The organism is Promicromonospora iranensis (assembly GCF_028994775.1).
GTDB classification, from domain to species: Bacteria; Actinomycetota; Actinomycetes; order Actinomycetales; family Cellulomonadaceae; genus Promicromonospora; species Promicromonospora iranensis_A.
The window spans coordinates 68917-83450 of record NZ_JAJQMN010000001.1 but is presented as its reverse complement, the minus strand read 5'-3'; the positions used below and the strand labels follow the sequence as shown (position 1 = coordinate 83450).

The following is a 14534-nucleotide window of genomic DNA, read 5'->3' as shown; positions in this document are numbered from 1 at the left end:
GGCGGCGCAGTCACCGCGCGCTGCGGGTCGGCATCGTCTGCCCCTACTCCTTCGACGCCCCCGGCGGCGTCCAGTTCCACGTGCGCGACCTCGCCGAGGCGTTGCAGGCCGCCGGCCACGAGGTGTCGGTGCTCGCCCCGTCCAGCGACGACATCAACCTGCCCGGGGTCGTCACCGCTGCCGGCCGTGCCGTCCCCGTGCCGTACAACGGGTCGGTCGCGCGGCTCACCTTCGGGCCACTCACCGCGACCCGCGTCCGCCGCTGGCTGGAGGGCGGCATCGGGGGCCACCCCTTCGACATCGTCCACCTGCACGAGCCGATGGTGCCGTCGCTGTCGATGCTCGCGCTGTGGCAGGCGACCGAACCGGTGGTCGCCACCTTCCACACCTCGCAGGTGCGCTCGCGGGCGCTCCAGGTCGCCTACCCGCTGGTACGCCAGTCGCTGGAGAAGATCGCCGCCCGCATCGCCGTCTCCGAGGACGCGCGCCGCACCCTCGTCGACCACCTCGGCGGCGACGCCGTCGTGATCCCGAACGGCGTCTACACCGAGGTGTTCTCGAGCAGCCCTCGCCGCCCCGAGTGGACCGGGACCCCCGACGCGCCGACCGTCGCGTTCCTCGGCCGTCTCGACGAGCCGCGCAAGGGACTGAGCCTCCTCGTGCAGGCCATCCCCACCATCCTCGCCGGCATCCCCGGCGCCCGTTTCCTCGTGGCGGGCCGTGGCGACGGCATCGCCGCCGAGACGCGCGAGCTGCTGGGGGAGCAGGCTTCGTCCGTCGAGTTCCTCGGCGGCGTCACCGACGCCGAGAAGGCCGAGCTGCTCGCCTCCGCCGACCTGTACGTGGCGCCGCAGACCGGCGGGGAGAGCTTCGGCATCGTGCTCGTGGAGGCCATGGCCGCCGGGGCCGTGGTGGTGGCCAGCGACCTGGGCGCCTTCCAGCGCGTCCTGGACGACGGCGCGGCCGGCGCCCTGTTCCGCAACGGCGATCCCGCCGACCTCGCCGACACGGTGCTGTCGCTGCTGGCCGACCCGGCACGGCGCGAGGCCTACCGTGCCCACGCCGCCGAGTGGGTCCAGCGGTTCGACTGGTCCGGCGTGACCGAACAGGTGCTCGCCGTGTACGACATGACGCTCGCCGCCGACAGCGCGATCGGCGGCGACGTCGTCGGACGCATCATGGGGCTGTTCCCACGCCGCGTGGGAGGCGACGCATGACCTGGTCCGAGATCGCGCTCATCGCGCTGGGAGCGCTCGCGGTCGGCCTGCTGCTCGCCTGGCGGGGCGCCTCCCGGCTGGACCGGCTGCACCGCAAGGTCGCCGCGTCGCGGATCGCGCTCGACGCGCAGCTCGTCCGCCGGGCATCGGCGGCGGTGGAGGTGGCGGCGTCCGGCGCGCTGGACCCCGCGAGCGCCATCCTGGTGGCGGACGCCGCGTACACGGCGTCGGACGCCGGACCGGTGACCTCGCCGGCCGCCGCGCTCAAGATGGACGGGCTGGGCCCGGAGCGGGAACGGGCCGAGTCGGGGCTCACGGCGACGCTACGGGAGGCGATGGGGGCGCCGGAGGCGATCCGGACCCTGCTGGCCGGGCCGTCGGGCGAGGTCGTGTCGGCGCTCGCCGCGGCCTGGTACCGCGCCACGCTGGCTCGCCGCTTCCACAACGAGGCGGTGGCGCAGGCCCGGCGGGTGCGCCGGCTCTGGTACGTCCGGTTGTTCCACCTGGCGGGCCGGGCGCCGATGCCGCGGACGGTGGAGCTGGACGACGCGCTGCCGCACGCCTTGGAGCCGAACGGCGGGTGACCGCTGTGCGAACGGCGGGCCTGACCTGGTAGGGCCGGGCGATAGGATCGGAACAGGGCGCCGACCGCGCCCGGAACAACCGGCGTCGATCCACCGGCGAGAACTTTGCGAGGTAACCGTGACTGAATCCGTGACCGGCGAGAACACCGTGGGTACGGTCGGCACCGCGCGCGTGAAGCGCGGCATGGCCGAGATGCTCAAGGGCGGCGTCATCATGGACGTCGTCACGCCCGACCAGGCGAAGATCGCCGAGGACGCGGGTGCGGTGGCCGTCATGGCGCTTGAGCGGGTGCCTGCCGACATCCGTGCGCAGGGCGGCGTTTCGCGCATGAGCGACCCCGACATGATCGACGGCATCATCGAGGCCGTCTCGATCCCCGTGATGGCGAAGGCACGCATCGGGCACTTCGTCGAGGCGCAGGTGCTGCAGTCGCTCGGTGTCGACTACATCGACGAGTCCGAGGTGCTGACCCCGGCGGACTACACCAACCACATCGAGAAGTGGAACTTCACCGTGCCGTTCGTGTGCGGTGCGACGAACCTGGGTGAGGCGCTGCGCCGCATCACCGAGGGCGCGGCGATGATCCGCTCGAAGGGCGAGGCCGGCACGGGCGACGTGTCGAACGCGACCACTCACATGCGTCAGATCCGCCAGCAGATCCGCCGCCTCACGTCGCTCCCGGAGGACGAGCTGTTCGTCGCCGCCAAGGAGCTCCAGGCGCCGTACGAACTGGTCAAGGAGGTCGCGACCACGGGCAAGCTGCCGGTCGTGCTGTTCACGGCGGGCGGCATCGCCACGCCGGCGGACGCCGCGATGATGATGCAGCTCGGTGCCGAGGGCGTGTTTGTCGGCTCCGGCATCTTCAAGTCGGGCAACCCGGCGCAGCGCGCCAAGGCGATCGTGCAGGCCACGACGTTCTTCGACGACGCCGACGTGATCGCCAAGGTCTCGCGCGGTCTCGGCGAGGCGATGGTCGGCATCAACGTCGAGGAGGAGCCGGCGCCGGTGCGGCTGGCTGAGCGCGGCTGGTGAGCTAGGTCGTCGGAGGGCCCCGCGGACGTCGAGTCCGCGGGGCCCTTCCGCTTCCTTGGGTAGGTGATCACCGAGAGCCAGGCGCTGTCAGCACTCGGCCGACTGCTCCTTTACCGGGGCCTGGAGGATCACACCGCCCCGAGGAGTCAGGGTTTGCCGGTAGACGCCCGTGGTCTCGAGGTCGTACGCCTCGAGGCTCGCGTCGAGGCTGATCCAGGCGTCACCGATGTCGGAAGGTGGCACGTCGAATCGGACCGTGACGCCACGGTCGGAGTCGTCGATCTCGACCATCGCCAGTTCTGACAGGTCGCTGTCATCGTCGATCCCAGCAGTACCCACGGTGACGATGATCGATTTCGCATCAGCAGCACCGTCGTAGGCCAGCACGATGTCGCTGTCGGTGAAGCCGTGATTGCGCAGTTGGTCCCGGACTCGAGGGAGCAGCTCCGAGATCGCCTCGCCGATCTCGGACTCGTCGCTGACGGTCGCTCGAAGCGCCGAGAGCCGGAGCGGGGGAAGTGAGCTGAGCTCAATGGTGCTCATGATGATTTCGTGTCCTCTCCGGATGGCGTCGAGGCGCGTACGCACCTCTGTGAGACAGGTTGAGGCTTCGTTGATCTGGGACAGGAGATCTTCTTCTCGTGCTCGGAGGAGCTCGACCAATCGCTCCTCGGTCAGTTGCGAGTGATCGAGCAGGTCGACGATCTCGGCAAGCGCAAATCCCACAGACCGTAGGGCCGAGATCGCACGAACTCGGCCGACCTGCGTCCGTGAGTACCGGCGATAGCCCGTGGAGTCGTCGACCGAGGCCGGAGTGATCAATCCGGCCTCCTCCCAGTGACGCAACATCCGCCGGGAGACCCCGGTGAAATGCGCGACTTCTCCGATGCTCAACATGTCGATTCCGATCCGACACCTTCACGCAGTGTCAAGGTCAAGGGGCAGTGCCGGAACTGGTCGCATACATGCAGACCCCACCGCACCGTGCGGCTCTGGCCCGAGGTTCGTCAATCGTGGACCACGGCATCGACGTCGAGGAGGAGCGACGCCGGTGCGGCTGGCGGAGCGCAGCTGGTGAACCAGGTCGTCGGAAGGCCTCGCGGACATCGGTCCTCGAGGCCTTCTGTTCTCTCCGCAAGGTGGCCACCGAATGGCGGCTGATCCGGGTTCATAGACTTGGCGGAGCCATAACTCGCCCCTTGGTGGTCGCCTGGAGCCTGCTGAACTGAGGTCGGACCTGACGGAGCAGATCGACGGCGCGATCGAGTGGTGATCCGGCGCGCAGAGCTGTGCTGGGTCGACTTCGGAGCACACCGGCCTTCGCCGAGCTGTGGACTTGTGACGGTCGGCCCGGAATCGATCCGCGACTTCACGAACCGCGGCACCGGCGACTTGTCCGGGTGAACTTTCTGGCGTTTCACCTGGTGAGCGCCCCGGGTGACGCTAGCCTACTCCCGCCCAGGGCGGAGGCGAGCGAGGTTCTCGAGCTTGTGATGCTCTGGGGCCCAGAGGGGGACGGGAGTGGTTGATCGGTGGCTCTGGACCCGAGGTGGTCGACGCTGACCCGGCGCGAGGTCGACGTGCTCGAGGCGGTCTGTCTCGGACTGTCGAACACGGAGATCGCTGGTCTGCTCGGCATCACCTACAACACGACCAAGAACCATGTGAAGGCGATCCTCGCGAAGTCGGAGTGTGCCGACCGGGCACGCCTCATAGCCGAGGCGCACCACCTTGGCGTCGTCGAACGCCGACCGGAGTGCGTGGGCGGCAAAGATGATCCCCTGGAGTCATGTGCCCGCACCTCTGTATGAAATAGCGTGATGCGCACCCGGTCGAACCGAGCCGGTTCAGGTCTCTGGAAGGATCCAGGATGATCGGAAAGACTTTGCGGGAGCGGGTTGTCGTTCCTGTGGTTGGAGCGCTCGCAGCGCTCCTGATGTTCGTCGGCTTGGGCGTCGTGGCCGCAGCGCCGGCGTCAGCGGCACGCTCCGACTGCCCGTCGGGATACGCGTGCACGTGGAACAACGGGAGCTTCAGCGGTGGTATGTCTTCCTTCCAGTACTCGATCCCGGACTTCGGTGCCTGGCCCGGGTACAACAATGCCGCTACATCGGTAACCAGCGCCGGGCAGAGCGCGTCGTGCGTGGCGGAGTATTACCCGGACGCAAACTACGGGCACTGGACCGGCGGTACGATCACCAGGATGCGGTTGCAGCCGGGGCAGTACCGGTCAGACCTTTCGAACAACGTGTACTACAGGTCCAATCCCGAGGATGGCGTGGTCCAGGTGTCGCGTACGTGGAACGACTTGATCTCCAGTGGGCGGTTCGTCTGTTGAGAGGTCTTTCAAGGAGCGCGGCGGGTGTGGCTACGGCTGCTGCTGCCGCGCTCCTCATGCTCTCGGGGTGCTCGCTCGGCGATCAGTCGGACGGCAGCGCCGATGTCGCGTCGTTGGAGACCCAGGCGCCCGTCTCTGTGCCGTCGACGGCCTATGTCAATGATGAGACCGCGGCGTATGCGGAGTGCCTGGGTGACCTCGGGATAGCGGTGTCTGCGGTGCCGGCGGACAGCCCCGGCAAGGAGGAGATGGCCGGCTACGCCGAGATCGATGGTGCGGCGGCCCTGGTCGTGGACGGCGTCCTGGAGGTGAGTCCCGACGCGCCGATCGGAGTTGACGGTGAAGACCGCGACGCCGAGATCCGGCAGTGCTACGCGGACCATTCGGGAGCCAAGGACGTGCTGCTCGACCAGGATTTCCATGCCACCTCGGAGGACGCCGCGGCCGGGTATACCCCGGAGCAGCTTGAGTCCGGCAGACGGTGGGCGCAGTGCGCGCGTGAGCAGGGGATCTCGACGATCGGTGACCCACCGACGAGCGGGCGCAACGAAGGAATGGTGGTCATTCCTGCGGAGGTGACTCTCGACGAGGCGGAAATGCTCGGTGAGGAATGCTCCAGGCCGTTGGTCATCGCAATGCTGGAAGGTGAGCCGCTCCTGATACCTCTGTTCCAGCTCGAGGTCCTGGGAGACCTCACCCCGTTCGACCACGCGCTCCAAGGCCCCGAGCTCGAGGTGATGAACAAGTGTGCGGCGGGGATCAGTGTCGACGACTGTCTCGCGAAGTTGGGCTGGTAGGCACGGCGCATGCGTTCAAGCTCGAAGGTGGCTCTGGTCGGTGCGCTGGTGGTCGTGGTCGGTGGGGGTGCGGTGGCTACGCCCGTGCTGCTCGATGCGGCACCCTCCCAGGCCGACCAGGCGACCACGGACGAGGCAGGGCTCCGTCCGGTCCGTGTCGAGCGCGGATCGTTGGCGTCCGGGACAGTGCTCAGCGGCACGCTGTCGCGCGGTGCCGCAGAGCCGCTGACCGGCACAGCGGACGGTGTCCTCACTGCGCTGCCGGCCGAGGGATCGTCGCTCCGGCCGGGCGAGCGGTTGTTCGAGGTGAACGGCCGGCCGACGTTCCTGCTCCGGGGCGACGTGCCGCTCTGGCGCCCGCTACAGCTCGGAAGCAAGGGCAAGGACGTGCTCTCGCTGAACCAGGCGCTGGCGGACGCCGGGCTGCTGGCACGTGATCGCGTGGACGACGTGTTCGGGTCTGGGACCAGTGCGGCGGTGGCCGACTTGTTCGAATCGGCGGGTTACGCCCCGCCGTCGGGTACGGAGGAAGGTCGCGAGCGGATCACCCGGGCCGAGAACAACTACGACGGCGCCGTGGAGGCACGCGAGGATGCCGCGAAGGCTCTGGAGGCTGCGAGCGAGGGACCGTCCGGCCTGGACGTCGCGCTCGCGGACGCGGCGGTAGCCGACGCCGATGCCGCTCTTGCCGCGGCGCGGCAGTCGGGCGAGGGGTTGGCGCTGGCCCAGGTGCAGTACGACACGGCCGTCGCCGACCGCGGGGCGCTGGACAAGGTTCCCGACGCGTCGGCCCAGCTTGAGGCGTTCGAGGACGCGCAAAAGTCGGTCACGGACGCGACGAAGGACCTGGAGATCGCGCGGGCGGAGTCGGTGTCGCCGCCGGACGTGGTCATCCTCGACGTCGGGAAGGTCCGGGTGGCGTCTGTACCGGTGCGGGTGGGTGATCCGGCGACGGGCGAGGTGCTGACCTGGACTGGGACGACGGTGCATGCCGAGGCGCAGGTGACGAGGTCGCAGCAGGCGTCGCTGAGTGCGGGAGAAGCGGTGACGGTTTGGCTGCCCGACGGCTCGAAGGTGGCAGGGGTGATCCGCTCGACCACCCCCGCGAGGACCGGCGGTGCCGACGGCGGGGGCGCAGACACGACTGGCGGAGTCGAGGCTGCCGCAGGAGACGAGTCGGACATGGCGACGGTGCGGATCGACATCGAGGCCCAGGAGAAGCTGACCGGCAGCGTGGGCGCTGCCGTGCGGATCGAGGTGGTGACCGATGAGGTCCAGGACGCGCTGGTCGTGCCTGTCACGGCGCTGGTGGCCCTGGCCGAGGGCGGGTATGCGGTGGAGAAGGTAGTGCCGGATGCCCCTCGGGGAGGCGGATTGCTGGTCCCGGTCGAGGTCGGGCTGGTTGCTGAGGCGAAGGTACAGATCACCAGTACACAGCTTGAGGACGGGGACGAGGTTCTCGTCCCGTGACCCACACAGCGGTGGCCCCCGCGGTGGAGCTGCGCGGGGTCTCGAAGACGTATGCGACCGGGAGCGGAGATCTGACTGTGCTCCGAGACGTCGACCTGGCGATCGCGCCCGGCGAGCATGCGGCGATCGTCGGCCCGTCCGGATCCGGCAAGTCCACGATGCTGTCGATCCTGGGCACGCTCGACGCGCCGTCCGCGGGGGAGGTCCTGGTCGGAGGGCGCCCGACGGCGGCCATGTCCGACGGTGAGCGCTCCGACGTGCGTTCCCGGTCGCTGGGGTTCGTGTTCCAACAGTTCCATCTGCTCTCCCACGCGGACGCCGTGGCGAACGTGGAGCTCGGGATGCTGTACACCGGGCTGGGGCGTGCCGAGCGTCGTCGCCGGGCTGTCGACGCGCTGACCCGAGTGGGGCTCGGTGAACGGTTGGACCATCGTCCGACCCAGCTGTCGGGGGGTGAGCAGCAGCGGGTGGCGATCGCGCGCGCGATCGCGCACGAGCCCGCCGTCGTGCTCGCCGACGAGCCGACAGGTGCGCTGGACCAGGCGACCGGGACCGCGATCATCGACCTGCTGGACGGTTTGGCCGACGTCGCAGTCGTGGTGATCACGCACGACCTGGTGATCGCCGACCGGTTCGCGCGGCAGGTCCGGATCCGCGACGGGCGGATCGAGGCCGACCTGACGGCGGGCGAGGCCACCGCTGCCGGCAGTGAGGTCTGATGGCTCGGTTGACGGTGCGGGACACGCTGACGACGGCGGCCCTGGGTCCGCGGTCACGGGTCTCGAGGTCGCTGCTGTCGATGCTGGGGGTCGCGATCGGTATCGCGACGTTGGTGGCGATCCTGGGGATCACCGCGACGAACGAGGCGCGGCTGCGGGCGGACCTGGAGGCGCTAGGGTCGAACGTGCTGGTGGTGGCGCCCGGGCAGGGGCCGAACCTGGAGCCGGTGCCGCTGCCGGAAACCGCTCCGGAGATGATCCGTCGGATCGGTCCGGTCACAGGTGCTGCGGCGGTGCGCGAGCTCGAGGGCGCCGGGGTGTTCCGGAACGATCTGGTGCCCTCGACCATGGGCGGTGGTCTGACGGCGGTTGCAGTGCAGCCCGAGCTGGCTGCCGCGATGGACCTGCATCTCCACCGGGGCGCCTGGTTCGACGCTGCCTCGGTGACGCTGCCGACCACGGTGCTCGGGGCGTCGGCGGCAGATCACCTGGGAGTGAGTGTGCCAGGCCAGCGGGTATGGATCGACGACAGCTGGTACGCGGTGATCGGGGTGCTGCAGCCGTCCGGGCTGATGCCGGACCTGGACCGTGCCGCGCTGCTCGGGGAGGACTGGGTGCTCACCGGGCATCCTGACCTGGCGATCTCGCGGATCCAGGTCCGGGTGCAGACCGGGACCGTGGAGGCGGTGCGTGACGTCCTGGACGACACCGCCAACCCGGGGATGCCGCGCGCAGTGGGTGTGTCGACGCCGTCCCAGCTCGCGGACGCGCAGAGGGCCGTGGATTCCACGTTCCAGAGCCTCGCCCTCGGACTGGCGGCGGTGGCTCTTCTGGTCGGCGCGATCGGGATCGTCAACACCATGGTGATCGCCGTGCTGGAACGGCGTGGAGAGATCGCGCTGAGGCGGGCGGTCGGCGCGAGAGCCCTGCAGATCCGTACCCAGTTCATGCTGGAGGCCGGGTTCCTGGGTCTCGGCGGGGGAGTCGCGGGTGCGGTGCTCGGGTTGCTCGTGGTAGTTGTCTACGGCACGTGGCAGAAGACCATACCGGCGCCGAACTTCCTGGCTGCTGGGGTCGGGGTGGGGCTCTCCGTGCTTGTAGGAGTCATCGCCGGGGTCTATCCGGCAGTGCGCGCCGCGCAGCTGTCTCCTGTCGAGGGGCTGCGGAGCGAATAGCCCACCGGACTCACGCTTCCCGAGACCCTGATGGACGCCGGCGACCAGGTTGAGAGGGCCTCTCCACATCACTCGCAGATGCAGAGCTGAACCAGCGCGTCGGCGGCGAACGGGCGGCCGGACCAGTCCCCGAAGCGCTCGACGAGCTCGAGGCCGCCGAGCGAGAGGAGCAGGGGCAGCTCCTGGGGGAAGATGCTCCTGATTTCGAGCGGTGCGACGAAGAAGTCGGGCTCGGCGCCGGTCGAGAGGTACCACGTCCCACGCGTCACCTGCGCGGAAGCGTCGTAGGTCTCGGCGACGTCGACACTGACGCTGCCCCGGTCGGGGTCCGTGAACGACAACGACGTCCGGGTGCGGCGCGTCCCGTCGGCTTCGGCAAGGACGCGCACGCTCGGGTTGAACACATCGAAGACGAACCTGCCGCCGGGGGCCAGGTGCCGTCGAACCGACCGGAAGCAGCTCACCAGATCCTCGGTCTCGTGCAGGTGCAGCAGCGAGTTGGCAGTGATGAACACGTAGTCGAAGGTGCGGCCGAGATCGAAGTTCCGCATGTCGCCCTGGATCCACTCCACCGCGACACCGCGCTCGTCCGCCTTGCGCCGGGCCTCGGCCAGCATGTCCGCCGAGAAGTCAAGGCCCACGCACGGATGGTCGTCGGACGCGATGGGGATCAGCTTGTTCCCGGTGCCGCACGCGAGCTCCAGCACGCGCCCGCCGTGTTGGTCGACGTCGGCCCGGTAGAAGTCGACCGCGGGCCCGCCGCCCGGGAACATCAAGTCGTACAGCCTTGCGCGCGAGTAGAACAGGTCGCTCTGGTCCGAGGGCTGTCGTCGACGACTCACGCCGCGAGCCTACGGACCGGAGTGCGGCGGAGCAGCAACTTTTTCGGCAGAGCTGCTACGCCGACGAGCTGACCGGTGCGCCGCCGGATCGACGCGATCATCGATCGGGTCAGGTCCGGCGGCGACCGCTGACCGGTCTCGGCCTTCCGCGACCGGCGTGGCGGGTCGTTACCGCCCGAGCAGCGCGTCGACGCCGACGGCGACGGACGCGGCGAGCCGGAAGTCGACCCGGGTGTCCGGCACCTCGACGGTGTATCGGTCGCGCAGGCTGAACTGCCGCTCACTGGTCAGGACGGGCGCGCCCGTCGACGCATCACTGAACGTGAAGTGGACCGGCAGCGGCAGCTCGGCCACTCGTCGCAGGACGGCGACGAGCAGACTGCGTTCCTGGCCGTAGGCCTCCAGGCCCGGGGCTCGCAGATGAAAGCTGGAGCGGATCAGGCTCGCGGCGAAGTCCTTCTCGAAAGACCCGATCACGGACCCGTCCGCGGTGGTGACGTCGTAGGCTGCCGCGACGTCGATCACCTGCCGGGCGCGGAAGCCGAACAGCGGCCGGGTCCTCGCCTCGTCCTCGTAGAAGGTCACCTTCTCGCGCATCGCGAGCCGCTTCTGCTGGGCGAACGCGAGCAGGCGTCCTTCCGACCCGTCGTCGAGCGCCTCGACGATCGTGTAACGGTTGACCAGCACGGTGAAGTGCTGTTTGACGAAGAAGCGAGGCAGGTGCTGGACGGCGGAGCTGGTCATGGTCCCCTCGTCCGGGTTGCTCATCGAAGCTCCATCCGGTTCACTCGAAGCAGCCCGAGGAGGAACGGCCCCGTGACCCACAGGCCGATCGAGGCGAGGAGCGGGCCGACCGCGTCGGCGCTCATCTCGCCGTCGGCGAGCGGAACGGACGTGACGTTCAGGTCGAGCCAGCCCGCCAGCGTGCTGCCGAGGTCGCCGGTCAGCCCGAGGAACCCCCAGGCGATCGAGGCCACGAAGTAGACGACGATCGACGCCGCAGCGTTGAGCAGCATGGCGCCCAGCGCGATACCGCACAGGGTGAACAGGACGTTGACGGCGGTCCAGCCGGCGAGTGCGAGCGGGTCGAGTGCGAGCTGTGCGTCCGTGCCGCGCACGGCGGCCGCGACGGCGGTCGTCGGGTAGGCGAGCGCGATCATCAGGGCGCTGGTGGCGATCGCCACCGCGGCTGCGGCGACGGCCTTGGCGACGAGCACGCGCCAGCGGCGCGGTTCGAGGGCGAAGGTCGTGAGCGCGGTGCGCTTGTTCCACTCGCTCGTCACCGAGACGATCCCGAGGACCGGAAGGAACAGGCCCAGGGTGAGCGCCGCGCTGGTGGCGACGTCCTGGGCGTCCAGGGAGAAGAAGGAGGCGTTGACGACCATCGCCCCGATGGCGCCGAGGACGAGCAGCGTCAGGAGTGCGAGCGCTGTCCGGGTGTCGGCGAGCTTGCGCATCTCCACGGCGGCCAGACGTGCGAACGGGACGGTGCGTGCGGGGCCCGCCTCCGCGCGTAGATCGCCGGTGTGGGGGAGGGTCGAGCTGCTCATGCTGCGCTCCGGTCGTCCGTCGAGGTGAGAGCGAAGTAGCGGCTCTCCAGGTCCTGTGCCGTGCTGTGGTCGATCGGGGTGTCGTCGAGGATGCGGCCGCGGCCGATGATGACGACGCGGTCGGCGAGCTGCGCCACCTCGTGCAGCAGATGGGAGCTCAGCAGCACGGCGCACCCGTCGTCCGCCACGGCGCGCAGCAGGTCGCGGATGGCCCGGATGCCCTGCGGGTCGAGGCCGTTCGCCGGCTCGTCGAGCACGAGCGCCTTCGGCGTGCCCAGGAGGGCCTGGGCTATCCCGAGGCGCTGGCGCATACCGAGGGAGTAGCCCTTGACCGTGCGCCGGCTCTCGGCGACGGAGAGACCGACGAGATCGAGCACCTGCCCGATGCGTCGCCGGTCGACACCGATCATGGCCGCGGCGACGGCCAGCGTCTCGGCGCCGGTGCGTCCGGGGTGGACCGCCTGCGCGTCGAGGAGGGCGCCCACTGTTCCCCCGGGGTTGCTGATCTCCGCGTACTGCTGCCCGTCGATCGTCGCTCGGCCCGACGAGCGGGAGTGGCCGAGGAGGATCCGCATAGCGGTCGTCTTGCCCGCACCGTTGGGCCCGAGGAAGCCCGTGATCGAGCTCGCCGGCACCTCGAACGAGACGTCGTCGAGCGCGAGCGTCGCGCCGTAGCGCTTGGTGACATGGTCGAATGTGATCATGGGCCCAGTCCACCCGCCGCGGGGCGCGGGGGCTACGGACCCTGGGCCACACCGGGCGCCGCAGGTCTGCCTCGCACGGGCCGGATCGTCGACCTCGGTCGAGCGGTTCATCGCCCAAGGTCGCTGGGCACCGTACCCACCGGCTGCCTACGATCGGTCGCGATGAAACCCCTCACTGGCCGGCAAGAGCTGCTGCGGTACGTCCTCGCGTCGGTGCCCCTGGTGCTGACCGCGCTCGGCTGGGGGTTCGTCGTCGCGCAGGGCATCGGCGAGTGGCCGGAGGGCGCACTCAACCTGGGCCTCGGAGTGGTCGGCCTGATCCTGCTGCGCTGGCGCAGGCGACTGCCGTTCACCATCGCGGTCGTGACCGCCCTGTTCACGATCTGGTCGGGTTCGGCCACGGGTGCCGCGTTCGTCGCTCTCGTCTCGCTCGCCACCCACCGCGACGGCCGGCGTACCGCCGGGGCCTGCGCGGTGCTGTGGCTCGCGCTCGTCGGCACCTCGTTCGCCGCCTCCGGATGGGAGGTGCCCACCCTGGTCGCCGCGATCGGCAGCACCGTGACGATCGCGTGCCTGGTCGGCTTCGGCCTGTACCTGCGGAGCACGCGGGACCTCGCGCTGTCGGAGGAACGGCGGCGGGAAGGGGAGCGTCGCGACGGGCTGGAGCGTGCGCGTGCGGGGGAACGGGCGAGGATCGCGCGCGAGATGCACGATGTGCTCGCCCACCGGCTGTCGATCCTCTCCCTGCACGCCGGTGCGCTCGCGCACCGCAGTGACCTGACCGCCGACGAGGTCCGCCAGGCGGCGGCGGTCATCCGGGACAACGCCCATGCCTCGCTCGAGGAGCTGCGCGTCACCCTCGGCTCCCTGCGCGAGGAGGACCCGCTGGGTGGCCCGCAGCCCTCCTTCGATGATCTGGCCGCCCTCGTCTCCGAGGTGCGGGAGGCGGGGCAGCGCGTCGAGTACCGCTCGGAGCTCGAGCACGTCGAGCAGCTGCCCCCTCAGGTGGGCAGGCACGTCTATCGCATCGTGCAGGAGGCCCTGACCAACGCACGCAAGCACGCGCCGGGCGCACCCGTGACCGTCGAGCTGAGCGGTGCGTCGGGGACCTCCGTCGACGTCCGCGTGACGAACGCGGCAGACTCCCCGGGCGGGCTCCCCGTATCGTCCGACGGGCTGGGGCTCATCGGGCTCGGCGAGCGCGCGGCTCTGGTCGGCGGCACCCTGACCCATCACAACGACGGCGACCGATTTGTCGTGGAGGCATCTCTGCCATGGAGCGAGACCCCGTGATCCGCCTCCTGCTCGTCGACGACGACCCGCTCGTACGCCGCGGCCTCCGCCTGATCCTCGGCGGTGAGAGCGATATCGAGATCGTGGGCGAAGCCGCTGACGGGATCGAAGCCGAGATCGCGACGCGCGATCTCGCCCCCGACGTGGTGCTCATGGACGTCCGCATGCCTGTCCAGGACGGCGTCACGACGGCAGAAGGCCTGCTCCAGCGACCCGACCCGCCCGCGATCATCATGCTGACCACGTTCCACGTGGACGACCTCGTGCTGCGTGCCCTCGCCGCGGGCGTCTCGGGTTACATCCTGAAGGACGCCGCACCCGACAAGGTGATCGCCGCCATCCGGTCCGTGTCCGACGGCGAGCCCGCCATGTCACCGACCGTTGCCCGTCAGGTGATCACCGCGGCGACGGCCGGCACGGCCGACGGCGCCGCGCGGGAGCGGGCGCGCGCCGAGCTCGACGTCCTGACGCCGCGCGAGCTCGACGTCGCGATGGAGATCTCCCGTGGTGCGAGCAACGCGGAGATCGCGGCGCGGCTGTTCATCAGCGTCGCCACCGTCAAGGCGACGGTGACCCGCATCTTCCTCAAGCTCGAGACCGACAACCGGGTGACCATCGCGCTGCGGATTCGCGACGCCGGCCTGGTCTGACCGGCAGGCGGCGCAGCCAGATGCTCCTGATCTTGAGCCTTCGACCCGCTCGACCAGGCTGCGTCCGGCGAGCCGTGTTCCGTGTCGGTATGGCGTCGGCTCGCCGGTCGACATGATTGTCGCCGGGCACGCTCCGGTACGACCGACCAGGAGAACGGCGGG

The 14534-nt window shown here is 69.9% G+C and carries 16 protein-coding genes; 11 read left to right on the top strand and 5 right to left on the bottom strand.

Going from position 1 to position 14534, the window contains the following annotated elements; translation table 11 throughout:
• Positions 1–20: 20 nt before the first annotated feature.
• The 3 genes from LUU90_RS00400 to pdxS all read left to right on the top strand — a co-directional run bounded on the left by LUU90_RS00400 (position 21) and on the right by pdxS (position 2834).
• Positions 21–1217 carry a glycosyltransferase family 4 protein gene (locus LUU90_RS00400; RefSeq protein WP_275001745.1) on the top strand — a complete coding sequence of 399 codons (1197 nt, stop codon included), beginning with the start codon at positions 21–23 and terminating at the stop codon, positions 1215–1217.
• On the top strand, positions 1214–1801 hold the full coding sequence (locus LUU90_RS00395; protein WP_275001213.1) for a hypothetical protein: 588 nt from the start codon (positions 1214–1216) through the stop codon (positions 1799–1801). The genes LUU90_RS00400 and LUU90_RS00395 overlap by 4 nt, the downstream gene beginning before the upstream one ends.
• 118 nt (positions 1802–1919) lie before the next feature.
• A complete protein-coding gene (gene pdxS / locus LUU90_RS00390; RefSeq protein WP_274995276.1) occupies positions 1920–2834 on the top strand; it encodes a pyridoxal 5'-phosphate synthase lyase subunit PdxS in 915 nt (304 codons plus the stop codon).
• 87 nt (positions 2835–2921) lie between these two features.
• Here the strand turns inward: pdxS and LUU90_RS00385 are convergent, their stop codons facing one another.
• Entirely contained in the window at positions 2922–3731 is an 810-nt protein-coding gene (locus tag LUU90_RS00385; protein WP_275001212.1) for a MerR family transcriptional regulator, read from the bottom strand.
• A 635-nt stretch (positions 3732–4366) separates the two neighbouring features.
• Between LUU90_RS00385 and LUU90_RS00380 the strand changes: the two genes are divergently transcribed.
• From LUU90_RS00380 to LUU90_RS00355, 6 genes are read left to right on the top strand one after another with little or no spacing between them, the layout of a single operon-like run.
• Positions 4367–4645 (top strand): LuxR C-terminal-related transcriptional regulator, encoded by a 279-nt coding sequence (locus LUU90_RS00380; protein WP_275001211.1) that lies wholly within the window; start codon positions 4367–4369, stop codon positions 4643–4645.
• 59 nt (positions 4646–4704) lie between these two features.
• Positions 4705–5172 carry a peptidase inhibitor family I36 protein gene (locus LUU90_RS00375; RefSeq protein WP_275001210.1) on the top strand — a complete coding sequence of 156 codons (468 nt, stop codon included), beginning with the start codon at positions 4705–4707 and terminating at the stop codon, positions 5170–5172.
• Positions 5133–5969, top strand: a complete 837-nt coding sequence (locus LUU90_RS00370; RefSeq protein WP_275001209.1) for a hypothetical protein — start codon at positions 5133–5135, stop codon at positions 5967–5969. The genes LUU90_RS00375 and LUU90_RS00370 overlap by 40 nt, the downstream gene beginning before the upstream one ends.
• A gap of 9 nt (positions 5970–5978) precedes the next feature.
• Entirely contained in the window at positions 5979–7439 is a 1461-nt protein-coding gene (locus LUU90_RS00365; RefSeq protein WP_275001208.1) for a hypothetical protein, read from the top strand.
• Positions 7436–8158, top strand: a complete 723-nt coding sequence (locus LUU90_RS00360) for an ABC transporter ATP-binding protein (RefSeq protein ID WP_275001207.1) — start codon at positions 7436–7438, stop codon at positions 8156–8158. Before LUU90_RS00365 ends, LUU90_RS00360 begins: the two co-directional genes overlap by 4 nt.
• The gene (locus LUU90_RS00355; protein ID WP_275001206.1) at positions 8158–9333 is read left to right on the top strand and encodes an ABC transporter permease; all 1176 of its coding nucleotides are present in this window, start codon (positions 8158–8160) and stop codon (positions 9331–9333) included. The genes LUU90_RS00360 and LUU90_RS00355 overlap by 1 nt, the downstream gene beginning before the upstream one ends.
• Positions 9334–9401: 68 nt before the next feature.
• Here LUU90_RS00355 and LUU90_RS00350 read toward each other — a convergent pair whose 3' ends face one another.
• The 4 genes from LUU90_RS00350 to LUU90_RS00335 all read right to left on the bottom strand — a co-directional run bounded on the left by LUU90_RS00350 (position 9402) and on the right by LUU90_RS00335 (position 12429).
• The gene (locus tag LUU90_RS00350; RefSeq protein ID WP_275001205.1) at positions 9402–10175 is read right to left on the bottom strand and encodes a class I SAM-dependent methyltransferase; all 774 of its coding nucleotides are present in this window, start codon (positions 10173–10175) and stop codon (positions 9402–9404) included.
• Between the two features lie 168 nt (positions 10176–10343).
• Entirely contained in the window at positions 10344–10943 is a 600-nt protein-coding gene (locus LUU90_RS00345) for a hypothetical protein (protein WP_275001204.1), read from the bottom strand.
• Positions 10940–11725, bottom strand: coding sequence for a hypothetical protein (locus tag LUU90_RS00340; protein ID WP_275001203.1), 786 nt, complete (start codon positions 11723–11725; stop codon positions 10940–10942). The genes LUU90_RS00345 and LUU90_RS00340 overlap by 4 nt, the downstream gene beginning before the upstream one ends.
• Positions 11722–12429, bottom strand: coding sequence for an ABC transporter ATP-binding protein (locus tag LUU90_RS00335; protein ID WP_275001202.1), 708 nt, complete (start codon positions 12427–12429; stop codon positions 11722–11724). Before LUU90_RS00335 ends, LUU90_RS00340 begins: the two co-directional genes overlap by 4 nt.
• A gap of 162 nt (positions 12430–12591) precedes the next feature.
• Here LUU90_RS00335 and LUU90_RS00330 point away from each other — a divergent pair, with 162 nt between their 5' ends.
• Together LUU90_RS00330 and LUU90_RS00325 are read left to right on the top strand one after the other, a co-directional pair.
• Entirely contained in the window at positions 12592–13722 is a 1131-nt protein-coding gene (locus tag LUU90_RS00330) for a sensor histidine kinase (RefSeq protein ID WP_275001201.1), read from the top strand.
• Complete coding sequence (locus tag LUU90_RS00325; RefSeq protein WP_275001200.1) at positions 13704–14372, top strand: response regulator transcription factor; 669 nt, start codon at positions 13704–13706, stop codon at positions 14370–14372. The genes LUU90_RS00330 and LUU90_RS00325 overlap by 19 nt, the downstream gene beginning before the upstream one ends.
• The last annotated feature ends 162 nt before the right edge of the window (positions 14373–14534 follow it).